The organism is Desulfovibrio sp. SGI.169, from assembly GCF_050313595.1.
In the GTDB taxonomy this organism is placed as follows: domain Bacteria; phylum Desulfobacterota; class Desulfovibrionia; order Desulfovibrionales; family Desulfovibrionaceae; genus Desulfovibrio.
Genome location: NZ_JBNPLS010000018.1, coordinates 26,330 through 52,880 on the forward strand (window position 1 = coordinate 26,330; position 26,551 = coordinate 52,880).

A 26,551-nucleotide genomic window follows, 5' to 3' on the forward strand; every position below is an offset into this window, starting at 1 on the left:
CGCCTTCGTTCCCGGCATTATCCGGGAGGATTCGCATATGGACATCAAGGTCAATTTCAGCGGACGCGCCATCCGCTATACGGAAGAGGAAATCGCCGTGGTCGTGGAGGCCATGCGCAACGCCGATCCTCTGACCCAGGGGCGTTACATGCGCGAATTTGAAAGTAAATTCGCGCGCTACCAGGGTGTGGCCGAGGGCTCCTGCTTCACCACCATGAACGGCTGCGCGGCCCTTGAAATGTCGGCCCAGCTCTGCCGCTTCAAGCCGGGGGAGGAAGTGGTCATTCCCTCGCACACCTTTACGGCCTCGGCCTATCCCTATCAGAAAAAGGGGGCGCGTCTGGTCTGGGCCGATGTGGATCCGCTCACCCGCGTGGTCACCCCCGCGAGCATTGAAAAGGTTCTGACGCCCCAAACCAAGGCCGTGGTGGCGGTTCATCTTTACGGTTATGTGGCTGACATGCCCGCCATAGCGGCGCTCTGCAAGGAGCGCCGCCTGATTCTCATTGAAGACGCGGCCCAGGCCATCGGCGCGGAGGTGGACGGCAGAAAGGCGGGCAGCTTCGGGGACATGGCCGTGTTTTCCTTCCACTCGCACAAAAACCTGACAACCCTGGGCGAAGGCGGCATGCTCTATGTGCGCGACCCGGAGCTGGCCGCCGTGACGCCCGCCCTGCGCCACAACGGGCACTGCGCCTACGGCTTCGAGCGCCCGGACTACTGGAAGCCGGCCATGGGCAATGTGGATGTGCCCATGCTGGGCGGCGACATGCTCATGCCCAACAACTACTGCCTGGGCGAAGTGGAATGCGCGCTGGGCGCGAAACTGCTGGAGCGCATCGACCGGATCAACGACGAAAAGCGGGCCCGCGCCCTGCGCTTCATAGACGCTCTGGCCGACTTTCCCGAGCTGGAATTTCACCGCGTGGACAACCGCCGCCACAATTACCATCTGCTGACCGCGCGCATGACCGCCGGCCCGGAGATGCGCGACCGCTTCATGCGCGCCATGTTTGAAGAAAAAGGCGTCAAATGCGTGGCGCAGTATATTCCGCTTGACCGCTACGACTATTATCGGCGTCTGGGCTATGGCGCGGCGCATTGCCCCAATGCGGACGCCTTTTTTGACAGCATGGTTTCCTTCCCCTTCCAGCACTGGCTGAGCGAGGAGGATTTCAACTATATGCTGACGGCCACGCGCGAGGTTCTGACCGCATTGCGCCGGGGGTAGGGCCACGGTGAAAGAACGCTGCATCGTCATTCCGGCCGTCAAGAAAAACGCTGTCATCCCCGACCAGCTGGTCAAAAAGCTGGCCGGGGTCACGCTGATGGAGCGGGCCATCCACACGGCGCGCGCCGTGGCGCCCGGCGAGGACATCATCGCGCTCACCGACAGTCAGGAAATTTCGCTGATCTGCGAACGGGCGGGCGTGGGCTTTCACCGGAACAAGGACCTGCGCTTCACCAGTCTGGACATTGTGACCGAGATGCGCGACCTGCTGGACGAACTGGCCGGGCGCTACGAGCATTGCATCATTCTGCGCGCCTCCTGTCCGCTGCTGACCTGGGTGGATGTGGAAGACGCCTGGAAAAAATATCTGGAGGCCGGAGCCGACAGTCTGATCACGGTGAAGAGCGTGCGTCAGCGCATCTGGAATGTGCGCGGCGACAGCCTGGAAAGCCTGCTGCACAGCGCCGGCGGCGCGGACGGCGGCGAGGAACGGTTTCTGGTGGAAAGCCGGGCTCTGATCATTCTGCGCTTGGCCCTGCTGCGGGAAGGCGCGGGAACGGACGCCGCCCCGGCCCCTCTCCGGCCTCCGATCCGGCGTTCCGGCAAAATTATCCCCTATTTTCTCAATGATCGGTCCATTGAAATCCAGTCTTATCAGGACTGGTGGATCTGTGAGCGCCTGCTGCGGCGGCGGCATGTGGTTTTTGTGGTGGCCGGTTATCCGGCCATCGGCATGGGGCACGTCTTTCGCGCCCTCATGCTGGCCCACGAAATCACCAGCCACAAAATCACCTTTGTCTGCACCCGTGAAAGCGAACTGGCAGTGGAAAGCGTCGCCCGCAAGGAATACCGCATCGTCCGCCAGGGAGACGAAGACCTGGCCCATACGGTGCTGGCCCTGCGCCCTGACCTGGTGGTCAACGACTTTCTGAATACCGGCACAGCCTATATGGAGAGCCTGCGCGCGAGCGGCGCGCGTTGCGTCAACTTTGAGGACGAGGGGCCGGGCGCGGAACTGGCCCACCTGGTGGTCAACGCTCTGTACGAAAGCGGCCAGAGCACGGAGCGCCTGCGCTGCGGGCCGGACTATTTCTGCCTGCGCGACGAATTCGTGGGCGCGACGCGCAACCCTCTGCGGCCTGAAACGCGCACCGTGCTGATCACCTTCGGCGGCACGGATCAGCGGGACTGCTCGCGCCGGGCGCTGGACATCATCGAACCCATTTGCCGGGCCTACGGCATCGCCATCCGGGTGGTGGCCGGGCCGGGCTACGCCCACAAGGAATCCATGGAGGCCCACTTGCGCGCGCTGGAAAATCCCCTGGTGAGCTTCACCTGGGCCACCAACGTCATGAGCCGCATGATGGAAGGGGCGGACCTGGCCATCTGTTCGGCCGGACGCACGGTCTACGAGTTGGCGCACATGCGCGTGCCCGGCATGGTGCTGGCCCACCACGAACGCGAGGCGCGGCACACCTTTGCCCGGCCACGCAACGGCTTTGCCTTTCTGGGCCTCATGGACCGCGTGGATGATGCGAAAATTCGCAACGTCTTTCTGGCCATGCTCAAGCAGAACCGGCGGGCGCGCTTCTGGGCGCGCCAGAACCGGCTGAACTTCACGGCCAACAAGGCGCGGGTGGTGGATCTTATGCTGAACCTGCTGGACAGGGACGAGGCATAAGCGCCACGGCCCAATGCGGCGCGTTGGTCAGCGCCCCGCGCATGTTCCGTTTTCGCCCCGCCTCTGGCCGACCCGCGCCGGGAAAAGCCGGATGTTCCTGAATTTCCGGGTTGTGAGCGGCGTCCGCCTTCCGCCCGACGCGTTTCAAAGTCAAAAAATTCCCATCCATCCAGTCGCGCAGCTCAGAGAAATGCGGCAAGCCGGCCAGCAGCGCCATGTCGCGCTTGCATTACAATACGCCCAGGCTCACGCTTTTGGCGGCGACGCCGCGGAGTTCTGCGAACAAGCCGAGAGCCAATCAGGGCATGCTGCCGCCGCGCCCTTGTCGAGCGGGAGAAGCCGCTCAGTGACAGAGGGCAAGAGCGGCCTCATATACCGAGCGTATTCTCCGTTCAAGGACAACGGTGCCCATTCTTTCCATCGGCTATTCGGCCGAAAATTTTTTCGAGACGCTGCTTCCATACCAAAATACCGGACGGGCCGTGGGCCATCTGTGCTTTCCCGGACAGGGCGGCAAGTTCGACAAGATCGCCCGGCTGCTCGGCATCAAGGGGTATCGGCTTGAGGTGGAGGATCGGGATGAGCTGGACGATGCCCTGGACGAGGCGCGCAGGCTCGGCATTGAGCTGCTCATCGGCGGCATCGGGCTCATCGGCCGCGCGCGGAAAAAGGGCTTTCAGGGCATCCCCCTGCTGGCGGAAAACCGCGAGGTGGTCTGGCAGACCTTCGCGGACGCCAGGTCCATGCTCGCCATCCACAGCATCAGCGCGGCGCGCAATGACTTCATCCGCACCATTCTGGACACCAATCCCAATATCATCATGTATTGCGACGCCGATCTGACCATCACCTACGCCAATGCTTCCGCCGCCCAGACCTTTGCCGCCGTTGCCTCGGACCTGACCGGCACGGCGCTCTCCGAGCTTTTCCCCGACATTGACCCTGGCTGCTGCTTTGCCTGTCCGGGCGAGCGTTGCGAGCCGACCCTGCTCACGGACGCCCTGGGACGGGAATTTCTTTTTGAACAGCGCAAAATCACCATTCAAAACGATCTGCACGGCTTCATCGTGTCACTCAGCACGGTGGCCGATATCCAGAAAAAGGAGCGCAAGGTGCGCCAGAAACATCTGGTGCGCGAATTGCGTTCCGTCTTCACCCTAGAGGACATCCTCGGCGAAAGCGCGGCCCTGCGCGAGACGCGCAACCGCGCGGCGCGTTTCGCCGCCAGCGAGGCGCCGGTGCTCATTGTGGGCGAAACCGGCACCGGCAAGGAGATGTTTGCGCAGGGCATCCATGCCCAAAGCGCCAGGGCGCAGGCGCCGTTCATTTCCATCAACTGCGCTTCGCTCTCGGAGCATCTCCTGGAAAGCGAGCTTTTTGGGTATGAGGAGGGCGCGTTCACCAGTGCCCGTCGTGGCGGAAAGCCCGGCCTTTTTGAGTTGGCGGACAAAGGAACCCTCTTTCTTGACGAGATCGGCGAAATGGCGCCCGCGGTGCAGGCGCGGCTTCTGCGCGTGCTTCAGGATAAGGTGGTCACCCGGCTTGGGGGAGCGCATTTCGTAGCCGTGGATGTGCGCGTGATCTGCGCCACCAACCGCAACCTGCTGCACATGATGCGCGCCGGGACGTTTCGCGCGGATCTGTTCTATCGCATCAATACGCTCATTCTTGTTCTTCCGCCCCTCGAACGACGCGAGGACGATGCGGCTCTTATCGCGCGTTCCTGGGCCGCCAAAGTAGGAGCGCGCCTTTCAGCCGACGCCCTGGAAGCGTTACGCCGCCGCACCTGGCACGGCAATGTGCGCGAAATGCTTCATGTGCTGGAGCGGGCACACACCATGTGCTCCGGCGCGCTTATCAGGGAGAGGGATCTGCTGTCGGACGAAGCGTTGCTGACAGGCAGTACGGGGCGGGGAGAAACGCGGAACGACCCGGGGAACACAGCGGAAGGCGAGGAGCTTGTGGCCGCGCTGCAGCGGCACCATTGGCACAGGGGCAGAACCGCGGCGGCGCTGGGCATTTCCCGCGCCACCCTCTGGAAACGGATGCGCCGTCTTGGCCTTGTATCCGCCGGGAGCATCAGATAATATCGCAAAATTACAAGAAGTTTGCGCGATATTTCTGATTGGTTTTGGAAAAACATGCAAGCTCACTGTCAGGCGAGTAAAGGCTTGTTGGCCGCCCTGAAAGGGATAACAGTCTGTTTATTATACTTTTTGGGGATATGAAGAACTGGCGCTCCGTGGCGGAACCTGCCCCAGATTATGGGGATTGAAAAAATTCTCATCGCCGATTTTGTCGCTGGAAAGATCGCGGAGTTTGGGAGCGTCTTCTGGAAGCGATCATTGCTGAGCCTGATTTTGAATGGCTTATGATAGATACAAGCCACCGCAAAACTTATCCGCCATATATACTGGCAGTGCTCGTAAAATGCGACTCCCGATCGAACTTCCGGCGGCATCGGCATGCCCTTGCGCGACATGACGTTTGACCGGGCAATGAGCGGGGCGGAAAATCCGCGCAAGCCCGGCGGCCCTGTTTGAGTCGGGGCGAAGACTTGCGCAAAGAGCGCCGACATGCGAAAATAAGGCCGCCCTGTCAGAAATACTGTCACCGGGGCAAACAAGGAGTAAGCATGTACAAGAAAATTCTTTTGCCGGTGAGCGGCAAAAAACACGGCCAGCGCGCCCAGAAGGCGCTCAAGCACGCCATGGGCCTGTGCTCCGGCGAGATCATCCTGCTGCACGCCACGGAGCCGCTGTCGCAGATTGTGGGCGGCGAAGCCCATGCCGAGATGAAACGCGAGGAAGCCGCCAAGGGTCTGACCCTGCTTTGCCCGCACATTGAAACGCTGGAAAAGGCCGGAATCAGCTTCCGCACCCGCGTGGAAGAAGGCAACCCGGCTGAAGCCATCGTGCGCGTGGCCCATGAGGAGAACGCGGACCTGATCGTCATGTTCACCGACGGGCGCGACGGTCTGGGCGATATGCTGATTGGCTCCATTACCGAGCGCGTGCTGCGCAATACGGATGTCGCTCTTCTGGCCGTGCGTCATTCGGCTGAGCGATGAGCAATGAACCTCGTCGTTCATTGGCGACATGTCCCCAAACATGAATTGTGCTGATACGGCGTCGCGACGGCGGCGTGGCCGCGCCTGTCGCCCGCTCCGGCCCGCCGGCGGCGACGGCGCGAAAACGGTGCGCGCCCCGTGATGCTTTTGCTGGAAACGCTGGCCCTGCTGGCGGCGCACGTTCTTTCCTGGGTGGCGGTTTGTCATGCCCTGCTGACCAAGCGCGATCCGCGCTCGGCCCTGGGCTGGATCGTCACGGCCCTGCTGCTGCCCGTGCTGGGGCCGTTGCTCTATATGCTTTTCGGCATCAGTCGCGCCCAGAGCCGGGCCGAAAAAATCATGCGCCAGCGGGCCGCCCGGGAGCCGGAATACGCGCACCCGGCCTGCCCCGCGGAGCCGCCGGAACGGGTGCCGGAACATATTGTCCGCATGGCGCATCTGGGCCACAGCCTGACCCATCAGCATCTTTGCGGCGGCAATGCGCTCAGCCCCCTGCTCAACGGCGACGAGGCCTACCCGGCCATGCTGGACGCCATAAACGCGGCGCGCAGCCATGTGTTTCTGGCTACCTACATCTTTAACGCCGGGCATACAGGCTCGGCCTTTATTGAAGCGCTGAGCGCCGCCGCCGCGCGCGGCGTGGATGTGCGCGTGCTGGTGGACGGCATCGGCGCGCTTTACTCCTGGCGCAAACCCTGGAAAAAACTCGCGGCTCGGGGCGTCAAGGCGGCGCTGTTCCTGCCGCCCAAGCTCCTGCCGCCCAATCTGGGCATCAATCTGCGCAACCACCGCAAGGTTCTGGTCTGTGACGACATGGGCTTTACCGGCGGCATGAACATTTCCGACGACAATATTCAGAGCGGCCGGAAAAGCTGCGTGCGCGACATGCATTTTCGCTGTCTGGGGCCCATCGTCAATCATTTGCGGCGCGCCTTCCTGCTCAACTGGGGCTTCTGCACCGGCGAATACACGCCGTTGCCGCCCGGCTCCTGCCAGGCCAGAGGCAAAAGCCACTGCCGCATCGTCATGGACGGCCCCGGCAACGATACGGATACGCTCAACGACCTTTTTTGCGGTGCCGTCAACGAGGCACGGCGCAGCGTGCGGATCATGACTCCGTACTTCCTGCCCACGCATGAGCTCACGGCCAGCCTGCGCTCGGCGGGTCAGCGCGGCGTGGATGTGCGCGTGACGCTTCCGGCCAGAAACAACCTGCCCTATGTGCATTGGGCCACCTTTCGCCTGCTGCCGACGCTGCTCAACGCCGGCGTGCGGATATGGCATCAGCCGCCGCCCTTCACCCATACCAAGCTGCTGGCCGTGGACGGTTATTACAGCCAGATCGGCTCGGCCAATCTGGACGCCCGCAGCCTGCGCCTGAATTTTGAGCTGAATATGGAAGTTTTTGACCCGGAGTTTCATGATCTGCTGGCCGGGCATATGGACGAAGCCATCAGCCTCGGCCATGAAATCACGCTCGACACTCTGAAACGCCAGTCTCTGCCGGTCAAGCTGCGCAACGCGGCCTGCTGGATTTTTTCGCCCTATCTGTAGCCCGGGGCGCTTGCGGCCCCCGTTTCTTCTTCAAAATGTCCCTGTGGCATGCCGGATTCCCGCCGCCGCGCGCCATCATGTCCCGGCTGTAGCCGGCGCAGGAGCCGAGCCTGACGCCTTGCCCCTCAGGGCCGCGATGGCTTCCACGCGGCCCGGCGCGGGCATGCGGCAGCGCCCGCCCAATCCATAATAACGGCCCGCACAGGCCCGATATGGGCTGTGCGGCGCAAAAAGGGCTTCATGCGGCGTCCCCGCCCTGAGGGCGGGGACGCGTTGCGTCAGTCAGATGTGGGGGAAGTACTTCTTGTCCAGCTTTTCGTACTTGGGCAGGAAGCGGGTGGGCAGCGCCAGAGCGTCGCGGCGGAAGGGCGGCGCAAGGCGTGTGCCGTCGGTCATGATTTCGATGACGGCCGGGCGGCGGTTCTTATAGGCGGTTTCCAGCGCGTTGGCCAGGTCGGCCTGGGTATTGACGGTATAGCCGTCGGCGCCCATGGCTTCGGCGATCTTGGCGTAGGATTTGGACCAGATGTCCGCGCCCACAAAACGGTTATTGTAGAAGTCCACCTGATTCTTCTTTTCCGCGCACCAGGCCCCGTTGTTGTACACGGTGGCAATGACCGGCAGGTTGAACTGGCAGGCGGTGGGCACTTCAAACAGGCTCATGCCCCAGGCGCCGTCGCCGGCGATGGAGACTACCGGCTTGTCCGGGCAGGCGAGCTGCGCGCCCAGAGCGGCCTGATAGGCAAAGCCGGTGTTGCCGAAGGTCAGCGTGGCGATATCGCGTTTCGGATTACGGAAGCGCAGGTAGCTGTTGGCCGTGGAGGATGTGTTGCCGATGTCGGTGGTGGCGATGGCGTCATTGTCGTAAATGAACTTGCCGACCACTTCCAGGGCCTTGCGGGGATGCAGGCGGCCTTCCATCACGGGCTCGTTGGCGATCTCGTCGATTTCTTTCCGCCAGATGGCCAGCTCTTCCTTGACCTTGTTGGCAACGGCGGTGATGTCCTTCTTGGGCATGGCGTCACGCAGTTGCTTGTACAGCTCTTCGGAGGCGTCCCTGGCGTCGGCGCACAGGCCCACGGTGATGGGGTGGGTCTTGGCGATGTGCATGGGGTTGATGTCGATCTGGACAATCTTGGCCGTCTTGGGGAAGTAGTTGATGCCGTCCTGGGGCAGAGTGCCAAAGTAGGACAGGCGGCTGCCGATGGCCAGGATGACGTCGGCCTTTTCCATAAGGCGCATGGCGGCATGGGAGCCCATGTAGCCGATGGGGCCGCACCACAGCGGATGATCCGCCGGGAAGGCGTCGTTGTGCAGGTAGCTGCAGGCCACGGGCGCGCCGATGTGCTCGGCCAGGGCTTTCACCGTCTCCACGCAGTCGGCGTCCACCACGCCGCGACCGGCCACAATCACGGGGTTTTTGGCGTTCCTGAGCACTTCAACGGCGTGCTTGAACATTTCCGGGTTGCCGATGCCGCCGGGGGCGACGCGGTACTGGGAGGGTTTCAGAATTTCTTCATTGAGCTCGCCGTAGAAGTAGTCGCGGGGCACGTCCACCAGCACGGGGCCGCGCATGGCGTAGGCGGCGCGGAAAGCGGTGCGCAGAATGTCGCCGGCGCGGTTGGGGTGCGGCACGCGCAGGGAAGCCTTGGTGATGGGCTTGAACAGGTTCCAGGTATCGCATTCCTGAAAGCCGTCCCAGCCCACGGAGGCGGAACCGGCGCTGGGCGAAATGATGATCATGGGAGTGTGGGCCATGTTGGCGGTGGCCACGGCGGTCACATAGTTGGTGATGCCGGGGCCGTTCTGGCCGATGACCACGCCGGCCTTGCCGGTCATGCGGCAGAAGGCGTCTTCCATGTGACCGGCGGTCTGCTCGTGACGCACGGAGATGAAGTCGATGCCCGCGGCCGGAAAGAGATCCAGCAGATCCATGTAGGCGGAACCGAGAATGCCGCTGACGTGTTTGACGCCTTCTTCCACCAGAACTTCGGCCATCGCCTCGCTGGGAGTCATTTTAGGCATGGGCGCTCCTTTGCTTTCGCGCTGTTTGAATGCTTGCGATTCGTGGCCGCTGCCCCTTTTGCCCCTTGCCGCGGCATGTCGGAGAAAGCGGCAAAAGAAAAGAGCGGCCACTGGGCCTTGAGAACACATAATTTGTGATGAAGTCAGCAAATTGCGTGCCGGTGGAATTGATTTTATATCCTATTATAATATATGATTTTTTTGATAACTTTAGGCTGACTTGCGTCAGAAGACTCCAAAAAGCGTCCGGATATTCATACACTGTCCGTCAGAACTGTCCGAAATTTCAAACACTCTGACAGCGCTCGGAGCTTTTTAGGCTCAAACCTTGCTAAAAAATGCGTTATGGCTTTTGTTTGTCGGTAAAAAAGGGAGATTTTCGCGCTCGCCGTCCGAAACGCAGCGAAGGGCGGGGGCTGTCGGCACAAGAACCCAAAAAACAGGCATTTTTTGCGCCGACAGGCAAATGGGCGCTTTGGGGAGGGAGCGTACTCATGCACATGACCGACAAAAATCGCGCGGTGACGCGGCCAGCGCGAAAAAGGCCGTTTTTGACGGGTAATTGTGGCGGAACACAACCAGCGACACCCCTGACCAACAGCCCATTGACAGGGTCTGACCCGAACAAGGCCCGGGGGAGCAAAGCGGGCCGATGCCAGGCGCAAAGGCTGTCCGGCCGCTTCTACGGGGTTCGTTTTTTCCCGGGAAGCGACATCCACAACAAGCCTCCGGCGATGCACGCGCAGGTCGCTCCCATAATGCACAGCACCCAGACAGGGTGCAGGACATGGGAAAGCGCCTTGTACAGCGCCGCCACAAGAAAAGCCAGCGCCGCCGCGCCGAAGAGCAGGCCCAGCGCAAACAGCAGCGCCATGCGCAGAGTGCGCAGGATATTGCGCCGCAAAAGCCGCCCTTCGGCCTCAAGCAGGCCCAAAAAGCTGATGATGAGTTCAGTGATATCCTTCACGGGCTATCTTACCTGTGCCTGCGGGACACCCGGCAAACCGCGCGGCCCGCGCCAGGGGCGGCGCAGAAGAAAACTCCCGCCTTTTTCGCTGATGGTTTTTCGCCAGTGATTCCACCTGATCGCCCAGCGCGCCGGCTTCATTGCGCGCTTTCCGCGCTTGCCTTGTATTTCGGGCACAGCTGCATGTTTCGCCGGGCGGCGTCCGATGGTTAGCCCATTGTCGCGCGCATTGCAAATCGGCGAAAAGTCTCTTCCATTGCGGCGCGCCGGTGCGGGGCCATTGTCAAAAGATGCGAAAGCGGCCCGTGACGTTCAGCCACGGGCCGCGATCATATCCGCCCGGAAGCGGAGAGGGCTGGCCGCGCTGCCAGCTCTTGCAGCCGGCGGAACGTTTTCAATGCAAAAAATGTCCTATTTCACGGAGGGCAGCACCGCCCCCCCGTATTTCTTTTTCATGAAGTCGGCCACTTCGGGGCTGGTGAGGGCCTTGTACAGGGCCTGAAGCTCAGGACGCTTTTCGTCCCCCGCGCGGATGGCCAGCACATTGGCATAGGTGGCGGCGGCCATGGAGTCGGCGGCTTCCACGGCCAGGGCGTCGGCCACTTTCAGGCCGCCAAGAATGGCGTAATTGCCGTTGATGATGGCGATATCCACATCAGGCAGCGAGCGCACCAGCTGGGCGGCCTCGATTTCCTCAATCCTGAGTTTTTTGGGGTTTTCCACAATGTCGCGGCGGGTGGCGGTCAGGCCGGCGTCCTTTTTCAGCGTGACAAGGCCCTCGTCCTGCATGAGCAGCAGGGCGCGGCCCTCGTTGGTGGCGTCATTGGGCACGGCCACCATTGCGCCGTCCCTGAGGTTCTTGAGGCTCTTGCTCTTGCCCGCGTAAATGCCGAAAGGCTCATAGTGCACCGGCCCCAGGGAGCCGAGGTTGACGCCTTTCTGGGCGTTGAAGTCGTCCAGATAGGGTTTGTGCTGGAAGTAGTTGGCGTCCAGCTCCTTGCTGTCCAGAGCCATATTGGGCTGCACATAGTCGGAATATTCCACGATCTTGAGTTCATAGCCCTGCGGCTTGAGCAGCTTGGCGGCTTCGGCGAGGATTTCCGCATGGGGTGTGGGGGAGGCCCCCACCGTGATGGTGGCGGCGGCCTGCGCGACGCCGGTCAGCGCAAGCGCGCCCAGCAGGGCGACGAACGTCAGAAGCAGTTTTTTCATGGATGCTGTCCTTGTGTAAAAGGTTGAAAGCGTGGAGCCGCGCGGAGCGGGGGGCTACGAGCCGCGCTTGTCGCTGCGGCGCGTGGCCCAGTTGCCGAAACTCTGGAAGGCCTGCACGATGATGATCAGCAGCGCCACCGTGATGATCATGATGTCGGTCTGATAACGGTTGTAGCCGTACATGATGGCCAGCTTGCCCAGCCCGCCGCCGCCCACGGCCCCGGACATGGCCGAATAGCCGAGAATGGTGATGGCGGATACGGCGCTGCCGTTGATCAGCGAGGGCCGCGCTTCGGGCAGCAGAACCTTGACGATGATCTGCCAGGCGCTGGCGCCCATGCTTTGGGCCACCTCCACCACGCCATTGTCCACTTCCAGCAGGGAGGATTCCACCAGGCGGGCCACAAAGGGCGCGGCGGCCAGCACCAGCGGCACCACGGTGGCGTTGTTGCCTATGGTGGTGCCCACCAGAAAGCGCGTGAAGGGAATGACCGCGATCATCAGAATCAGAAAGGGGAAAGAGCGCGTGAGGTTCACCACCACATCCAGCACGCTGTACACGAAGGCGTTGGGGCGGATGCCGTCCCTGCGGCAGGCGACCAGCGTCACGCCCATGACCATGCCGAAAACATAGGAAAAAAATGTGGCGACCACAGTCATGTAGAGCGTGTCCCACACGCCCACAAGCAGCATTTCAATCGTCTGCTGGTCAAACATGCTTCATCTCCTCCAGCATGATGGAGCGCGCTTTGGCATAGGCCATGATCCGCGCGCGGGATTCCTCCCGGTCGGGCAGTTGCAGCACCATCTGGCCAAAAGCCACGCCGTTGATGTCGCGGGTGTCGGCGTACATGATGTTCACCGGACAGCCGCATTCCAGCACCATGTTGGCGATGACCGGCTCAAAGGAGGAGCGCCCGTTGAAAATCAGGCGGTACAGATGGGGCTGCGGCAGCCTGCGCAGGGCGTCAGGCAGCACCAGACGGCGGGCCGCCTCGGTTTGCGGATGAAAAAAGACCTCTTCCACCAGGCCCTGCTCGACGATGACGCCCTTGCTGATGATGGCCACATGGCTGCATATCTTTTCAATGACGCTCATTTCATGGGTGATGACCACGGCCGTGATGCCGAGCTGGGTGTTGATGTCCTTGATGAGCGCGAGAATGGAATCCGTGGTGGCCGGGTCCAGCGCCGAGGTGGCCTCGTCGCAGAGCAGCACGCGCGGCCTGGTGGCCAGGGCGCGGGCAATGGCCACGCGCTGCTTCTGGCCGCCGGAAAGCTGGGAGGGGTAGGCGTGCATGCGGTTGACCAGACCCACCATTTCCAGCAGCTCCTCGGCCCGTTTGCGGCTTTCCTCTCCGGGCGCGCCCGTCAGTTCCAGAGGAAAGCAGACATTCTGCAGGGCCGTGCGCTGCATGAGCAGGTTGAACTGCTGAAAAATCATGCCCATGGAGCGCCGGACCTCGCGCAGCGCGGCGTCGGACAGACGGCAGAGGTCTCTGCCTTCAAAGAAGACGCTGCCGCCCGTGGGGCGCTCCAGCATGTTGATGCAGCGCACCAGGGTGGATTTGCCCGCGCCGCTTTTGCCGATAATGCCGAAAATCTCCCCCCGGCCGATGGCAAGATCAATGCCGCGCAGGGCGAATACATCGGTATTTTTGCCGGAAAAGCGTTTTTCCAGCCCTTCTATACTGATAATGGGATCGTCAGCCATAGTGCCTCCGCCGTGGCGCTGCCGTTCCGGAAAACGGGAGCGCGCAGCCCCGTCGGAATGGAGCGAGCAGAATAGCATATTTCGCCGCGGGCGCAAAGAGGCGACGGGGCGCTTCCGGCCCCCCGCCGCGCTTCGCAAGGCAAAAGAAAGACGCCTTTCTACCGCACCCGCAGCAGCTCTCCGGCTTCGCGGGTCAGCGGAATCAGGTCGTCCGGCCCCAGCAGATTCACGTCAAACTTGCGGTTCAGGGCCGCGAAATGGCGCAGCCCCAGGGCAATGCGGTTGAGATAGGAGAACACGCCGATGGCCCCGGCGGAAAAACTGTCCGCCTTCTTGCCGTAAATGTGCCTGAGGTCCGGCAGATCCGCGAAAAGCTCTTCCCTGCTCTCTCCGAACTTTTTGAGATGCGCGGGCGTGTGGCCCACCGCCACGAGTTCGCCCACCTTTTTGGCGCTGTTGGCGGCGGCCATGGCCGCGCGGCAGAGGCCCACAGCCTGAAAATGCGGCGCGCCCAGCGCCAGCGCCTTGAATACCTGATCCTCGGTGGCGAAGCCGCCGGCAATGACCAGGGAGGGCGGCTCCAGACCCTCCCTGCGCAGGCGGCTCGCTATGCCGCAGACCACGCTTTGCAGGGGCGCGGCGGGCAGCCCCCATTCATTCATCATCTTGCAGGGGCTGTAGCCCGAACCGCCGCCCGCGCCGTCAAAGGTGACCACATCCACTTCCGCCGCCGCAGCCATGCGCAGCACGCGTTCAATATCCACGGGGTCAAAGCCGGTCATCTTGAAGTAGACGTTCTTCAGGCCCATGTCCCGCAGGCGGGCGATGCGCGGGATCAGGCATTCCTCATCCCACATGGGCAGACGGCCGTAAACATAGAAATTCGGCGCTTCGCCCCGCTCCGCCGCGGCCCGGATGGCCGGGTCGGTCGGGTCAGGGTGCACCAGGGCCCCGGCCTCTTTTTTTTGCAGGGCGGCCGCATAATCCTTGAGCCGGCTTACGGGCTGGGTGCCCTTGGCGGACTGGCCAAACTTGAATTCAATGGCCTCCGCCCCGCAATGGCTGATGGCGTATTCGGGCAGGCCCTGGGCGTCCTCTTCAAAATTGGCCTGCAGGACTATCTGGCCGTAGCCCCGATAATAGCGGCGGAAGGCGTCCATAATTTCATTCAGGTAGGGAAATTCCGCAATTTTTCCGTCGCGCGTCTTCAGCGCGGGATCTTTGGAAGGCGAACCCTCGCCGATGACGCAGCACACCCCGGCCATGGCGGCCCCGGCAAAATAATCCTGCCAGTTCATTTTCAGCAGGGCGGGCAGCAGCACGGGCAGGGCGATTTTGACCGGATGCCGCCGCCCCAGCGCGCGCTCAAGGCTGACGTTGAAAATGGCCGCCTGATCCGCCCCGGCCGGGACGCCCCGCGCCCCGAAGACGCGCCCGTTGATGTTGAAGTGGGAATAGTCCAGCGGATAATCCTTTTCCGAGGCGATCTGGTTGTTGCCCGTGGTGGTGGGGTAAACGCTTTGCGCGCCCAGCACGGCGGACAGCCCGATTTCGCAAGTGCCGGGGCAGTCGGCGTCGCAGAAGGCGCACATGCCGCTTTGCGGCGACAGGCTGCGGCTGCGGTTTTTGGTTTCGTTAAAGCTGGAAGCGATGCCGGGATGAAAGGACATGGCGCGTCTCCTTGCGGTTGGGGGAAGAGAAATGCGGCTCGCGACGCGAAAGGCAGCATACGCTATCTTTTCCTTACAGGAAACCGGGGTTTTGGCGAAATTACCCGGAATTTCAGCCTGCTACTCCCCTTCCCGCCTGGGCGGCTTGCCCGCCCGCCGTCCCGGCGGGCGGGGGCCGGCGGCCATTTCGGCTTCAATCAGGTGCACAAGTTCCGCCGCCCCCATGCGCAAAGCCGAGGCTATATGCATTATGGCGGTCAGCGAGCCGCACTGGATGCCGCGCTCCATGCCGGAGATGTAGTCTTCGGAAAGCCCGGCCAGGCCGGCCAGCTGGCCTTGCGAAAGACCGGCCCTGCGCCGCAGACGACGAACCACGGCAGCCGTCGCCCAGTGCAATGTGGGAATCTTTTCCATAGCTGAACCATAGCGCGGCCCTTGACAGAATATCCGTATGATTATACGGATATTAATCAGGCGGACATGAACTTCAAACCGGCATTGGCCGCAGTGCGCCCGGCTGAAAACGCGCGCCGCGAACAGGCCCGCCAGCGAAAATCGGATGTTCCGCCTGACGGGGTGCGAGCTTCCGCGCGGATTCGGGCAACTCCGCGTCATTGCATGACGCCAGGGCGCGGCATTCCGGGCCGCCGGGCGTGCCGCCGCGATATTTCAGACAAACCCGCAATGCGCGAAGCGGGCGTTGCGCGGACCTGGCAATGCAGACGCGCTTCTGCTCCCTTCATGGGCGCATCGAGATCATGACTTGCATAAAGGGCTAATGTTCTATAAAAATGCTGATGCAACTGAAAGGGTTGCGGAGAAAGATGGCATAGCGAACCTTTTGCGCAGAACTCTGGTCCGCTGGAACAGAACACCACAACAAGGATTTATCCATGTCCACGCAGCCGGTCGCATGCCTTATCCCGCTGACCTCCAGTGAGCCGCTCTGGGAATGGGACATTGCCTCGGACACTCTTTTTCTGAGTCTGGGCGCGTGCAGCCTCCTGAAGCTGCCCAGCGCGCCCGCAAGCATGGCGCATTTTCTCGAACATATTCCGCCCCGCGCGCTGCCCCGGCTCAGCAAACTGCGCGAAGGCGTGCTCAGCGGTCTGGCCGGTTCCAGCCTGCAATGCGATTATCTCTTCAACAATACTCAGATTCAGGAGCACATGCTGGTTCTGAGCCGCCATGAAAACGGCCGGGCCACCAGGGCCATCGGTCGGTATGACGTCGTCCCGTCCCGGCCGGCGGTCAAGGCCGAAGCCTTTTTCGGGGAGCGGCAGGATGTTCTGCCTGATGTGGGCATCTGGCTGTACTCCATCACCAACAAGTGCGTCTGGCGGGACAGCGCCTGCGCGGCTCTGCTGGGCGCTCCGGCATCGAAAAGCTGCTTCATCGCCCATGACGCCAGTCTGCCGAACGTTCACCCCGAAGATAAAGAAGCCCTGCACCAGGGCTATCGCCTGTTGATTGAACGGAAGTCCCAGGGCGACAGCCGGGACGACATCGTCAGAATTCTGTCTGGCGGCGGGCAGTATGAGCACATGCTTCTGCGCGGTTCCGTGCTGGAGCGCGACAGTCACGGCCAGGCCACGTTGCTGGCCGGCACCCTGCAGCACGCGAAAAGCGCGGCCCTCCATAACCTGTATTTCTCGGAAGGCCGCCTGAGTTACGTCCTGGAAGCCGTGGGCGACGGCCTGTGGGAATGGAACCTGCAAAACAATCGAATGCATTGCAACCCCCGCTATCTGACCATGCTCGGCTATACGCGGGAGGAATTCCCCTTCACGGTCAATTCCTGGAAAGAAAAAATTCATCCAGACGACTGCGAAAAGATCGTCAACAGCCATCTGGCCATGATAGCTTCGCCGAGTCATGGCGATTCCATTGAATGCACCTACCGCATGCGGCGCGCCGACGGCAGCTGGGTATGGATTTTCCGGCGCGGTTGCGTGACCTCGCGGGATGCCGACGGACGGGCGCGCTATATGGTGGGTTTCATCACCAATATTACCTCGGTTCAGAACGAGAGGGACAAGCTGGAGGATATGGTCAAAAATGACGCGCTCACCAGCTTGCGCAGTCGGAGTTACTGCAATCTGGAGATCGAACGTATTGAACGGGAGGGCATACGGCCGGTCTGCGTGATCTACAGCGACATCACCGGTCTGAAGATGATCAACGACAATCTGGGTCATAGCGCCGGCGATGCGGTGCTGTCGGAGGCCGCCACGCTGTTGCGCAAAAACCTGCGGGCCTCGGATTGCGTGGCGCGCATGGGCGGGGACGAATTTGTGGTGCTGCTGCCGCACTGCGCGCCAGGCGATGGTCTCAAAAAGCTCAAAGCCATTGAAGACTGCTTTATTGAACGCAACCGGCATACCAGGCGTCTGCCCATTCTGGCGTCCTTCGGGCTGGCCCACAGTGAAAGCCTGGACACGCCTTTGGCCAAGGCCCTGGTGCAGGCGGATACATGCATGCTGCGCAAAAAGAAAGCCCAGCGCGAATCAGCGCAACAGCAGCTCAAGAGCTGGATTGAGGCTCATACCGGCAAAAGCGTCAGCGACGACGACCGCCTTCCCTCCAGATAAGTCTTTCTCTCACGCCGCCCTGTCCGCCGGGCCCCGTCGGCCTCTGCCCGGCGCCTGGCCCGTGTTCATGGCCCGGATCGCGGGCCTCGCCAAACAGTGTGAAAGCGCGCGAACGCGAACATTCCGCACCGTTTCTCCCCGCTTCAGTCAGGCCCGCAGCAGCAGTCGGGCGCACAGGCCCCCGCCCGCCCTGTTGAACAGGGCAAGATCGCCGTTATTCAGGCGCGCCGTGGCCCTGGCAATGGACAGGCCCAGACCGCAGCCGCCGGTATGACGGGCGCGCGCCGGGTCCAGCCGGTAAAAAGGCTCGAAAACCCGCTGCAATTCCTCTTCGGGAATGCCTGGCCCCCGATCCAGCACGTCGATGCGCAGCCCGTCCGGTTGCCGTTCAAGGCATATTTCCGCGTGGCCCGCATGGCGCAGGGCATTATCCAGCAAGTTTTCCAGGCAGCGGCGCAGGGCCTTCTCCCTGATGGGAAAAGCTTCCGCGCACTGGCCGGAGAAGCGGACATCCTGCCCCATCTCCTGACGGTCCGCCGCCATGCTTTCCAGAAAAGCGGCCATATCCGTGGGTACGGGCGCTTCCCGCGCCGCGGCGTCGCCGGTGAGTTCCGCGCTGCCGGCCATGATGGCGCCCAGGGCGTCCAGGTCCGCCAGCAGCTTGTCCCGCGCCGCCGCCGGGCGCACCTGCTCCACCCGCAGGCGCAGGCGGGTCAGGGGCGTGCGCAGATCGTGCGCCACCGAGGCCAGCATGCGCTCATGCTGGGCCATGGCCGCGCGCACCCGCTCCCGCATGCGGTTGAAGGCCCTGGACGCTTCGCGAACCTCTTCGGGGCCTTCCTCCGGCAGGGGTTCGCGGCATTCCACATCGCGCCCGAAATGCTCGGCGACGGAGGCCAGCCTGTGCAGAGGGCGCACCAGGCGGTGCACCAGCCACAAGGCCAGCGCAATCATGACCAGCGACCCCGCGCTGAGCGTCAGCAGCGCAATATGCGGGGACGGCCCGGCGGCCACGCCGGTCTGGATGAGGGAATACCAGCAGCCGTCATGCAGAAGCACGGCCACCTGGCTCTGATAAATCATGCCGCCGCGCGCCTCGGGGGTAACGGCGCCGTCCACACCGCGCGAAGCGGGAACGCGCCGCACGCTGGTGCGCAGATGGTCGGCCTGAAAGGGCAGGCCGTAAAGGTTGGCCAGGCTGTCCAGCAGGCGGAAGCGCAGGTACAGCGAAAGATCGTCCCCGCTCTGCGCCTCCGGTTCCGGGCCGGCCGTCAGGCGGATATCAAGGGTATCCAGACGCTCCAGGCGACGCACAAGCTCAGCCCGCGCCCCCTGTTCCCGCACATGATCCAGAAGGCGCAGGCACAGGGCCAGAGAACCCGCCTGATCCGCCACTTCGTTGCGGGCGGCCTGCCGGTCTGTAAAAAAGCGCACCGTAAACAGGGTAACCAGATGCAGAAGAAGAAAGGCGGAGACCAGAAGCAGCGCCAGCCGTCCGAAAAGCCCGCCGGGCAGACGCCGGGCCGTCAAGGGGCCTCCCCGCCGCCCTCCGGCAGGGCGGCCGGAAAAACATCCGCGGCCAGCACATAGCCGTCGCCCCTGACCGTCTTGATGATGCGCGCTTCGCGCCCGTTATCCCGCAGGCGGAGCCGCAGCCGGCTGACCTGCACATCTATGCTGCGGTCAAAGGCCGTGGCGTCGCGTCCCTGGGTGTGTTCCAGCAGTTCGTCGCGGCTGAGCACCTGCTGGGGATGCTCCAGAAAAACCCGCAGCAGGCGCAGTTCCGCGCCGCTCAGATGCACCACCACGCCGTCCGGGGCTATCAGCTTTCTGGCCGCGCGATCCAGCAGCCAGCCCGCGAAGCGCAAGGCCCTGGCCGTGGCCGCGCCGCCCCCGCCGGGCGCGCCCGCGCGGCGCAGCACGGTTCGGATGCGCGCCAGCAGTTCGCGCGGTTCAAAGGGCTTGGCCAGATAATCATCCGCCCCCAGTTCCAGCCCCACCACCCGGTTGGTGATATCGCCCAGAGCCGTGAGAAAGATGACCGGCACAGCGGAAAGCGCGCGCAATCGCCTGAACGTCTCATAGCCGTCCGCGCCGGGCAGCATGATGTCCAGCACCGCCAGATCGCAAGGCCTGCCGGACAGCAGACGGAAAAACTCGCGGGCGTCTCCCGCCGTGGAGGCCGCGAAACCGTGACGGCGCAAATAGTCGGACAGAAGCTCCCGGATGTCAGGATCGTCGTCCACCACAAATATATGCTGTTTTCGGGTCATAGTTTGCCAACGCCGCATGGGAAGCGCATTTTTTGCCAGCATAACAGGCGCGTCGGGCAAAGGCGAGTCCCGCTTCTGTAACAAAGTATTGCAAAATTTCACGGCGGCAACACTTTGTTGCCTTTTCCCATGCCGTCCACATATTTCCGGCGACGCGCCGTGCTAGCTTCATCCCGAAATGACCACGGGGAGGAGCAATGCTGACGAAAGTGAAAAACTATGTTCGGGACCGCTGGCCCTTTGGGCATGATCTGGGTATTCCCCCGGCGTCGCTGGAGCGGCTGGTAAGCGCATCCGGGGCCGAGCCCTGGCATCTGTACGCCATTCAGAACCGGAAATGGCGGCGGCATGTCTGTGTCGCCTGCGCATGGCTGGCCGAGGTTCTGCCCGGAAACGCCCTGATCTTTGAACCGGGCTGCGGCAGCGGGGCCAATCTGTTCTGGCTGGCGGCACGCGGCTTCCGCCGTTTGCAGGGCAGTGATCTGAGCCTGGAGGCCCTGCGCCTGTGCCGCGACCTCGCGGAGCTTCAGAAATGCGAAGTGGAGGTCTGGCGTGACGACGGCATGCGACCGTTGCACCCGCCAAAAGGAGCGGACGCCATCATTTCGGTCAACTGGCTCTATCATATCCCCGGCGCGAGCCTGGCGGCCTTTCTCGCCGCCTACCGGCCCAGCCTGCGCGCCGGCGGGCTGATTGCCTGCGATGTGGTGGACAGGGCCTACGACAATGTTCCCGGCAATCATTGGCACAGCGCAGACCTGCGCCTGCCCGAAGCGCGCCGCCGGCCCTCGGAATACACCTTTCGCCTGAGCGCGGCGGAAGTGGAAAGCATTGCGCGGGCAGAAGGCTTTCGGGTGAGGCGTTCCGCCCGCTTTGCCCTGGGGCGCCCGCAGCGCGCGGTCTACCTCCTGCAACGCGTGGAGAGCGCATCGCAATCCATGTGGTTCAGAGGCTTCCCTCCAGGCGCAACAGGCATTTCTTGACTGGCAGCCCGCCGCCATAGCCCACCAGAGAGCCGTCGGCGCCAATGACCCGGTGGCAGGGTATCACAATGGAAATGGGGTTGCGGTTGTTGGCCATGCCCACGGCCCGGCAACCTCCGGGGCAGTTCACAGCCTCGGCGATCTGCCTGTAGCTGCGCGTCTCGCCATAGGGAATGTCGCGCAGCGCCCGCCAGACTCTGTGCTGAAACTCCGTGCCCCGTGGGGCCAGCGGCAGGTCAAAATCCCGCAGGCGACCCTCCAGATAGGCTTCAAGCTGGCGGCGGGCCTCGCGCAGCAGGGGCGTTTCTTCGCTGGCGGCGTCCGCCGCCAGCCAGGCGGGCGGGCCGCCAGCCTCCTTGCGGCCCAGCGCCAGGGCCAGAATGCGACCGTCCTCCTCCAGCAGAGATACGCCGCCGATCAGGGGCAGGTCATAGCGCTGCATGCGTCTCATGCCTCTTCTCCCCGCGCCTGTTCGCCCGTTGCGGATGAGGAAAGCAGAAAGGCAAACAGCATTCCCAGCAGGGCCACCAGGCCCAGGCACTGAATGGCGCGCGGCAGGCCGTGATTGTCGGCGATCCAGCCCAGGCAGGGCGCGGCCAGACCGCCCATGCTGGTGGCCAGCCCCAGGGTGACGCCCGAGGCGAAACCAATGTTGCGGGCCAGCAGCTTTTGCCCCAGCACCACCAGCGAACTGAAGGGCGCGTAAAGCACAAAGCCCAGGAAGGGCAGCAGGGCATAGGCCGCGTAAGGGTTGTCCGCCAGGCTGAAGGCGAAAACCACCGGAACCATGAGCACAAAGGCCAGCCGGATGATTTTGATGCAGCCGTAACGGTCGGACAGCAGGCCGCCGATGATGTTGCTGATCACTCCGCAGGCGCAGAACACGGTGAGGGCCGCGGCTCCGGCGGCCTTGGACTGCCCGAAGGCGTTGATCCAGTACAGCGGGATAAAGGTGTTGAAACCCACAAAAAGCGTGGAACGGGCCACAATGGAGACAACCAGCTTGAAAAACTCCCGCCAGTTGTTGACGCCGGGCGTTTCAGCCGCCTCGTCCGCATTGGCCGCGTTGGCCGCCGGAGCGTCGGAAAGCGGCGCGGAGGCGGGAGCGGAGGTTTTGAGGGCGCTCATGCGCGCGATCTGCCAGAGCAAAATGGAGGCCATGCACGCGGCGATGCAGGCGAAAACCGCTGTGCCGCCCATGCCCCAAAAGCCCACGCAGCCCGTGACCAGCAGCGGCCCCAGCACAAAACCGCTGTTGCCGCCAATGGAAAAGATGCTCAGGCCGACGCCCTTGCTTTGGCCGGAGACCTTGTTGGCAAAGCGCGCGCCTTCGGGGTGAAAGAGCGCCGCGCCGATGCCGCTGAGCATAATGGCCGCGAAAATGGCCCAGTACTCGCGCATGTAGCCCACGGCGGCCAGTCCACAGCCGGCCAGCAGCACGCCCAGAGGGATGAACCAGGGTTTTGAGAAACGGTCCGCCAGCCAGCCGAACAGGGGTTGAATAATGGACGACAGGCAGGAAAAGGCGAACATCAGGCCGCCGGTGGCCTGATAGCTCAGACCGTAGCTGGCCCTCACAAAAGGCAGCAGCGCGGGCAGCGCGCCGCCGTTGACGTCGCAGGAGAGATGCCCCAGCGAAAGAAGAAGAATTTTCTTTTTGTCCATGCCCGGACGCTACACCAAAGAGCGAACAAATCAAGAGGAACGCCGGGCGCGGCAAAAGGTGAGGCAAAACATGCCGCCCCCGAAAAGGCCAAAATGAAAATGGTCAGGCTTCAGAAGAGCCATGCTCTGGCATATTCTCACTTGTCGTGTGGAAGATTCTCATTTCTCTTCCCCTCCACAGCCAAGGGATCGGAAGGCTATAAACATATCCAAATATTATATATCCATGTGTAATTATTAAATTAATATTTTATTTTATGCCGCTTGGCATCGAAAAGCAGAGCAGGTATAGTCTTGGCATGGACAAGGTGAGTCCTGAAAAACGCAGTTGGACGATGGGCCGGGTTAAAGCGCAGGATACCGGCCCTGAAAAACTTGTGCGCTCTTTGCTGCACCGCATGGGCTATCGCTTCCGGCTGCAACGGTCAGACCTGCCAGGAAAGCCTGACATTGTACTTCCCAAGTTCAAAACCGCGCTGTTTGTCCATGGTTGTTTCTGGCATCGGCACCCAGGCTGCAAACGCGCGACAACGCCAGCATCCAATACAGCCTATTGGGATGGGAAATTTGGCCGCACTGTGCTCCGTGACGCCAAAAACCAAAAAGAGCTTGAGGCCCTGGGTTGGCGCGTTTTAATAGTCTGGGAGTGCGAACTGAAAAATTTGCCGGCATTGCGGACAAGATTGTCAAATTACTTTAACGTGTCGCGCAGTTGCGGCGCATGACGGCTATGAACGCAGCTTATGAGGCTCCGCAATACGGTCTTTCCCGCTCGGCATCCGAACCGCCGAAGAAAGACGCCCGCCCGTCATTGCTGGAATTTTTTGCGGGCAGCGGCCTGGTAAGCCACGCCCTGGCTCCATATTTTCGCGAAGACTGGGCAAATGACATTTGCTCCAAAAAAGCCGCCGTCTTTTGGGCCAATCATAAAGGCGTTCCCTTCACTCTTTGCTCCATAACCGATGTAAACGGCAGGCGTCTTCCGCCAGGCGTTCTTTCCTGGGCCAGCTTTCCGTGCCAGGACTTGTCTCTTGCCGGCAATGGCGAGGGCATCAGGGCCAGGCGCAGCGGCCTTGTCTGGGAATGGTTGCGTGTCATGGCTGAAATGCCGCAGAGTCCGCCGCTTCTGGCGGCTGAAAATGTGGTCGGTCTTGTTTCCACCGATGGCGGCGCGCACTACCGGGAACTGCATGCGGCCCTTGTGAAACGCGGCTACAAGGTCGGCGCCATGCTGCTTGACGCTGTTCACTGGCTGCCGCAGTCCAGGCCCAGGATATTTGTTGTCGCGGTTGACGCCCGCGTGCGTATTCCGCGAAGCCTTACATCGGAAAAACCGACTTGGGCGCACTCGGCCGCGATTCAGAAAGTCGCGGCTGGCCTTGATGGCTGGATATGGTGGAACCTTCCCAAACCAGAAAAACGGACTATGACCCTTTCTGAACTTGTGGATTTCTCATTGCCCTGCCAGGATGCGGCGGCCAGCGGGAAGAATCTGGCAATGATCCCACCCGCGCATATGCGCAGGCTTCAGGAAAGCGGACTTCCGGTAGTCCCTGGATATAAGCGCATTCGGAACAAGAAACAGGTTCTTGAACTGCGTTTTGACGACATTGCCGGATGCCTGCGCACCCCGGCGGGCGGCAGCAGCAGGCAGTATCTTGTGATTAAGCAGGGTAAAGAGTGGAGGACGCGCATCCTGCACCCCCGTGAAGCGGCAAGGCTTATGGGAGCGCCGGAAACCTTCAGGCTTCCCGGCGCCTTCAACGATGGATACAGGGCCATGGGCGACGCGGTAGCCGTTCCTGTGGCCGCGTATTTGGCAAAACACCTTCTTGCGCCTCTTGCGGCGGTTTGCGATGACCTCTCTTGAAAAACGTCTGACAGAATTTCGTGATGCGAACTCCCTGAGAAGCAAAGGCCAACTGGCCGTCATGTTGCACATCACTCGGCTTGCTGCCGAAAACGGCCTTCCCATTGATCCGGAAACCTTGCGGACTGACAGGGAAGGCCAGGTCAAAGGGCTGGGCAAGGGGCGAGTGCAGAATATTTTGAAAGGCCACGGCATTACTCGCGTGCTCGCCGAAGAAGGCGGACGCACCAGCCGGGGAAGCCTTGGCAACGCCTCTGATTATGCGATTTTTTTGAACGCGCTGCATACAGAAAAGATGGACGACTTAGCCGCCATTGAAAAGTGGTGGATCGCCCGCGTTCAGGACTATTTCAGCAGCAAACCCTTCACTCTCAAGTTTGATCCGAGCAAATCTTTGCGCTCCATCGTTAGCGACCTGCTCGCCCAGGCCGTGAAGCGCCAAAAAGACAATCCTGGCACTACCTATGCTGGCACTGTGCTACAACACCTTGTCGGCGCCAAGCTCGACTTGATTCTGCCCAAAAATAAAAGAGTCGCCCACCACGGCGCGAATGTGGCGGACTGCCCCACCTCGCGCGCTGGGGATTTTGTACTTGATGACGTGGCCATCCACGTTACGACAGCCCCTTCTGAAGCGCTGATTCGTAAGTGTAAAGATAATATTGACGCTGGAATACGTCCGATTATCGTGACAATAACTGAAAGTAGAAGTGGCGCAGAATTTAATGCCAAGAGGTTTGAACTTGAGGGGCGGATTGATATTATTGAGGCTGAACAGTTTATTGCCACAAATATTTTAGAATGGGGAGAATTTACTGAAAAGTCTCATCGTTCAGAAATTACACGTCTCATTACACGATATAACGCAATCGTTCAAGAATATGAGACAGACCCCTCATTGTTAATCGAATTATAGTGCTATATATTCAATTCCTTATCTGCTAATTCCATTGTAAAGGTATCTGCATGTGGCAATAGCTTATTAATAGGCGCATCAAGCTTCGACGCGATATCTCGACATTTTGTTGCATTTCTAAACAGGTGTGCCAAATAGCTTCCTCCATAGTCTTTTTCTCCAACAAAATAAACAGCAGCAAACACAATGGCTGATTGCTTTTGTATATGCTCAGAAAGTTGCGCTTCATCGCAATTATTCGCAAAATAATCATTCAAATTTAATCGCTTATATATTTGCATAGCAAGAAATATATTGCCATGCACTGCATAGCCCTTGCCGCGTCCATCATAGAATGTAGCAGCATTAGCAACCTCAGATTCAATTTTGCGGAATATTTTTACAAGCTTCCATAGTCTTGTGGCATCAACGCTTGTATTAAAGAGACTTGTGTAGTTTTTTCCATCGAGCTTTTCCCATATTTTTCCAATTTCTCTTTTGGCCAGCGAAGCCAAGTCAATGTCTTGTTTTTGAACTATTAATGCGTGCGTAGCCTCTTCAAGGGTCAAGGAGTCAGCTTTTGACTTACTTGTCTCACCGGATTTAATCAGATAGTCAACGCCAAACAAGGAAAATGAAATTCTAAGATTTTTTTGTACATCATCTAAGGAAACAAAATCTTTTCTCTCGATTTTATTTTGAGTGTTTGTTGCTCTTGTAATAAGATCAGCGAGGCTATCATCATCGCCAACTTCAATGATCTTGCTCATGACAAATACTGTAGATATATCCGTATTGTCTTTATATCTTGCCTTATGGCATGCCCCAACAGTTTGGGCTCCATTGACAATTTGCACTCCATTGCAAATTAGACGCTTATGAGTGCGGAGCCCTGCCCCCGCAAGGCTATCGTTTATCTCGTCGCAAATTATTGTGATGCCATTATTGAGTACTATAAAATCTTCTTGATTTTTCCGTAATGACTCTATTATAGACGAATTTATTGTTGTATCCCCCAAAAATGTTCTTATATTTTTATCAAATAGTGCGGTAGCGTTTTTTTCCTTCCATTCTGCAATTGCAGCAGCAGAAATTTTACCATAAAAGACCTTCCTGTTTCCCGATGAGATGCCAAAATCGTATAAATCTA

Annotated in this window: 22 protein-coding genes and 1 pseudogene; 11 read left to right on the forward strand and 12 right to left on the reverse strand. The window is 60.8% G+C overall.

Going from position 1 to position 26,551, the window contains the following annotated elements:
- Nucleotides 1-37 precede the first annotated feature (37 nt).
- From ACQRA4_RS09795 to ACQRA4_RS09820, 6 genes and pseudogenes are all read left to right on the forward strand, one after another.
- Nucleotides 38-1,231, forward strand: a complete 1,194-nt coding sequence (locus ACQRA4_RS09795; RefSeq protein WP_427822892.1) for a DegT/DnrJ/EryC1/StrS family aminotransferase — start codon at nucleotides 38-40, stop codon at nucleotides 1,229-1,231.
- 7 nt (nucleotides 1,232-1,238) lie between these two features.
- Nucleotides 1,239-2,912, forward strand: a complete 1,674-nt coding sequence (locus ACQRA4_RS09800) for a cytidine 5'-phosphate N-acetylneuraminic acid synthetase (RefSeq protein WP_427822893.1) — start codon at nucleotides 1,239-1,241, stop codon at nucleotides 2,910-2,912.
- Nucleotides 2,913-3,295: 383 nt separating this feature from the next.
- On the forward strand, nucleotides 3,296-4,999 hold the full coding sequence (locus ACQRA4_RS09805; protein WP_427822913.1) for a sigma 54-interacting transcriptional regulator: 1,704 nt from the start codon (nucleotides 3,296-3,298) through the stop codon (nucleotides 4,997-4,999).
- A gap of 141 nt (nucleotides 5,000-5,140) precedes the next feature.
- Nucleotides 5,141-5,316: pseudogene (locus tag ACQRA4_RS09810) on the forward strand (transposase); the annotation flags it as partial.
- 231 nt (nucleotides 5,317-5,547) lie between these two features.
- On the forward strand, nucleotides 5,548-5,982 hold the full coding sequence (locus tag ACQRA4_RS09815; protein WP_427822894.1) for a universal stress protein: 435 nt from the start codon (nucleotides 5,548-5,550) through the stop codon (nucleotides 5,980-5,982).
- A gap of 141 nt (nucleotides 5,983-6,123) precedes the next feature.
- The gene (locus ACQRA4_RS09820; RefSeq protein WP_427822914.1) at nucleotides 6,124-7,536 is read left to right on the forward strand and encodes a phospholipase D-like domain-containing protein; all 1,413 of its coding nucleotides are present in this window, start codon (nucleotides 6,124-6,126) and stop codon (nucleotides 7,534-7,536) included.
- Between the two features lie 282 nt (nucleotides 7,537-7,818).
- On the opposite strand, the gene xsc is transcribed toward ACQRA4_RS09820, so the two are convergent.
- From xsc to ACQRA4_RS09855, 7 genes are all read right to left on the reverse strand, one after another.
- Nucleotides 7,819-9,561, reverse strand: a complete 1,743-nt coding sequence (xsc, locus tag ACQRA4_RS09825) for a sulfoacetaldehyde acetyltransferase (RefSeq protein ID WP_427822895.1) — start codon at nucleotides 9,559-9,561, stop codon at nucleotides 7,819-7,821.
- 682 nt (nucleotides 9,562-10,243) lie between these two features.
- Nucleotides 10,244-10,528 carry a hypothetical protein gene (locus ACQRA4_RS09830; RefSeq protein WP_427822896.1) on the reverse strand — a complete coding sequence of 95 codons (285 nt, stop codon included), beginning with the start codon at nucleotides 10,526-10,528 and terminating at the stop codon, nucleotides 10,244-10,246.
- Nucleotides 10,529-10,939: 411 nt separating this feature from the next.
- Nucleotides 10,940-11,740, reverse strand: a complete 801-nt coding sequence (locus tag ACQRA4_RS09835; protein WP_427822897.1) for a MetQ/NlpA family ABC transporter substrate-binding protein — start codon at nucleotides 11,738-11,740, stop codon at nucleotides 10,940-10,942.
- A gap of 54 nt (nucleotides 11,741-11,794) precedes the next feature.
- Nucleotides 11,795-12,457: a methionine ABC transporter permease gene (locus tag ACQRA4_RS09840; protein ID WP_427822898.1), complete on the reverse strand. Its 663-nt coding sequence runs from the start codon at nucleotides 12,455-12,457 to the stop codon at nucleotides 11,795-11,797.
- Entirely contained in the window at nucleotides 12,450-13,454 is a 1,005-nt protein-coding gene (locus tag ACQRA4_RS09845; RefSeq protein ID WP_427822899.1) for a methionine ABC transporter ATP-binding protein, read from the reverse strand. The genes ACQRA4_RS09840 and ACQRA4_RS09845 overlap by 8 nt, the downstream gene beginning before the upstream one ends.
- Before the next feature lie 158 nt (nucleotides 13,455-13,612).
- The gene (locus ACQRA4_RS09850) at nucleotides 13,613-15,124 is read right to left on the reverse strand and encodes a glutamate synthase-related protein (RefSeq protein ID WP_427822900.1); all 1,512 of its coding nucleotides are present in this window, start codon (nucleotides 15,122-15,124) and stop codon (nucleotides 13,613-13,615) included.
- Between the two features lie 120 nt (nucleotides 15,125-15,244).
- Nucleotides 15,245-15,538 (reverse strand): helix-turn-helix domain-containing protein, encoded by a 294-nt coding sequence (locus tag ACQRA4_RS09855; protein ID WP_427822901.1) that lies wholly within the window; start codon nucleotides 15,536-15,538, stop codon nucleotides 15,245-15,247.
- A 479-nt stretch (nucleotides 15,539-16,017) separates the two neighbouring features.
- On the opposite strand from ACQRA4_RS09855, the gene ACQRA4_RS09860 reads away from it, so the two are divergent.
- Nucleotides 16,018-17,715, forward strand: coding sequence for a sensor domain-containing diguanylate cyclase (locus ACQRA4_RS09860; RefSeq protein ID WP_427822902.1), 1,698 nt, complete (start codon nucleotides 16,018-16,020; stop codon nucleotides 17,713-17,715).
- A gap of 147 nt (nucleotides 17,716-17,862) precedes the next feature.
- Here ACQRA4_RS09860 and ACQRA4_RS09865 read toward each other — a convergent pair whose 3' ends face one another.
- Complete coding sequence (locus tag ACQRA4_RS09865) at nucleotides 17,863-19,245, reverse strand: sensor histidine kinase (protein WP_427822903.1); 1,383 nt, start codon at nucleotides 19,243-19,245, stop codon at nucleotides 17,863-17,865.
- Entirely contained in the window at nucleotides 19,242-19,988 is a 747-nt protein-coding gene (locus ACQRA4_RS09870) for a response regulator (protein ID WP_427822904.1), read from the reverse strand. Before ACQRA4_RS09870 ends, ACQRA4_RS09865 begins: the two co-directional genes overlap by 4 nt.
- A 197-nt stretch (nucleotides 19,989-20,185) precedes the next feature.
- On the opposite strand from ACQRA4_RS09870, the gene ACQRA4_RS09875 reads away from it, so the two are divergent.
- Complete coding sequence (locus tag ACQRA4_RS09875; protein ID WP_427822905.1) at nucleotides 20,186-20,971, forward strand: class I SAM-dependent methyltransferase; 786 nt, start codon at nucleotides 20,186-20,188, stop codon at nucleotides 20,969-20,971.
- Here the strand turns inward: ACQRA4_RS09875 and ACQRA4_RS09880 are convergent.
- Nucleotides 20,934-21,422 carry a methylated-DNA--[protein]-cysteine S-methyltransferase gene (locus ACQRA4_RS09880; RefSeq protein ID WP_427822906.1) on the reverse strand — a complete coding sequence of 163 codons (489 nt, stop codon included), beginning with the start codon at nucleotides 21,420-21,422 and terminating at the stop codon, nucleotides 20,934-20,936. The genes ACQRA4_RS09875 and ACQRA4_RS09880 overlap by 38 nt on opposite strands.
- Nucleotides 21,419-22,636, reverse strand: a complete 1,218-nt coding sequence (locus tag ACQRA4_RS09885) for an MFS transporter (RefSeq protein WP_427822907.1) — start codon at nucleotides 22,634-22,636, stop codon at nucleotides 21,419-21,421. The genes ACQRA4_RS09880 and ACQRA4_RS09885 overlap by 4 nt, the downstream gene beginning before the upstream one ends.
- Nucleotides 22,637-22,935: 299 nt before the next feature.
- On the opposite strand from ACQRA4_RS09885, the gene ACQRA4_RS09890 reads away from it, so the two are divergent.
- From ACQRA4_RS09890 to ACQRA4_RS09900, 3 genes are read left to right on the forward strand one after another with little or no spacing between them, the layout of a single operon-like run.
- A complete protein-coding gene (locus ACQRA4_RS09890) occupies nucleotides 22,936-23,361 on the forward strand; it encodes a very short patch repair endonuclease (protein ID WP_427822908.1) in 426 nt (141 codons plus the stop codon).
- A gap of 5 nt (nucleotides 23,362-23,366) precedes the next feature.
- Complete coding sequence (locus ACQRA4_RS09895) at nucleotides 23,367-24,506, forward strand: DNA cytosine methyltransferase (RefSeq protein ID WP_427822909.1); 1,140 nt, start codon at nucleotides 23,367-23,369, stop codon at nucleotides 24,504-24,506.
- The gene (locus ACQRA4_RS09900; RefSeq protein ID WP_427822910.1) at nucleotides 24,493-25,422 is read left to right on the forward strand and encodes a DUF4928 family protein; all 930 of its coding nucleotides are present in this window, start codon (nucleotides 24,493-24,495) and stop codon (nucleotides 25,420-25,422) included. The genes ACQRA4_RS09895 and ACQRA4_RS09900 overlap by 14 nt, the downstream gene beginning before the upstream one ends.
- Before the next feature lie 2 nt (nucleotides 25,423-25,424).
- On the opposite strand, the gene ACQRA4_RS09905 is transcribed toward ACQRA4_RS09900, so the two are convergent.
- Nucleotides 25,425-26,551, reverse strand: a 1,127-nt coding sequence (locus ACQRA4_RS09905) for an AIPR family protein (RefSeq protein WP_427822911.1), incomplete at its 5' end; no start/stop codon positions are given.

Bases quoted from the DNA above. Each gene is read 5' to 3' on its own strand.
- xsc (WP_427822895.1), bottom strand. From the start codon at position 9,561: ATGCCTAAAATGACTCCCAGCGAGGCGATGGCCGAAGTTCTGGTGGAA.
- ACQRA4_RS09870 (WP_427822904.1), bottom strand. From the start codon at position 19,988: ATGACCCGAAAACAGCATATATTTGTGGTGGACGACGATCCTGACATC.
- ACQRA4_RS09855 (WP_427822901.1), bottom strand. From the start codon at position 15,538: ATGGAAAAGATTCCCACATTGCACTGGGCGACGGCTGCCGTGGTTCGT.
- ACQRA4_RS09815 (WP_427822894.1), top strand. From the start codon at position 5,548: ATGTACAAGAAAATTCTTTTGCCGGTGAGCGGCAAAAAACACGGCCAG.
- ACQRA4_RS09895 (WP_427822909.1), top strand. From the start codon at position 23,367: ATGAACGCAGCTTATGAGGCTCCGCAATACGGTCTTTCCCGCTCGGCA.
- ACQRA4_RS09820 (WP_427822914.1), top strand. From the start codon at position 6,124: ATGCTTTTGCTGGAAACGCTGGCCCTGCTGGCGGCGCACGTTCTTTCC.
- ACQRA4_RS09860 (WP_427822902.1), top strand. From the start codon at position 16,018: ATGTCCACGCAGCCGGTCGCATGCCTTATCCCGCTGACCTCCAGTGAG.
- ACQRA4_RS09795 (WP_427822892.1), top strand. From the start codon at position 38: ATGGACATCAAGGTCAATTTCAGCGGACGCGCCATCCGCTATACGGAA.
- ACQRA4_RS09850 (WP_427822900.1), bottom strand. From the start codon at position 15,124: ATGTCCTTTCATCCCGGCATCGCTTCCAGCTTTAACGAAACCAAAAAC.
- ACQRA4_RS09880 (WP_427822906.1), bottom strand. From the start codon at position 21,422: ATGAGACGCATGCAGCGCTATGACCTGCCCCTGATCGGCGGCGTATCT.
- ACQRA4_RS09835 (WP_427822897.1), bottom strand. From the start codon at position 11,740: ATGAAAAAACTGCTTCTGACGTTCGTCGCCCTGCTGGGCGCGCTTGCG.
- ACQRA4_RS09885 (WP_427822907.1), bottom strand. From the start codon at position 22,636: ATGGACAAAAAGAAAATTCTTCTTCTTTCGCTGGGGCATCTCTCCTGC.
- ACQRA4_RS09840 (WP_427822898.1), bottom strand. From the start codon at position 12,457: ATGTTTGACCAGCAGACGATTGAAATGCTGCTTGTGGGCGTGTGGGAC.
- ACQRA4_RS09845 (WP_427822899.1), bottom strand. From the start codon at position 13,454: ATGGCTGACGATCCCATTATCAGTATAGAAGGGCTGGAAAAACGCTTT.
- ACQRA4_RS09875 (WP_427822905.1), top strand. From the start codon at position 20,186: ATGCTGACGAAAGTGAAAAACTATGTTCGGGACCGCTGGCCCTTTGGG.
- ACQRA4_RS09890 (WP_427822908.1), top strand. From the start codon at position 22,936: ATGGACAAGGTGAGTCCTGAAAAACGCAGTTGGACGATGGGCCGGGTT.
- ACQRA4_RS09900 (WP_427822910.1), top strand. From the start codon at position 24,493: ATGACCTCTCTTGAAAAACGTCTGACAGAATTTCGTGATGCGAACTCC.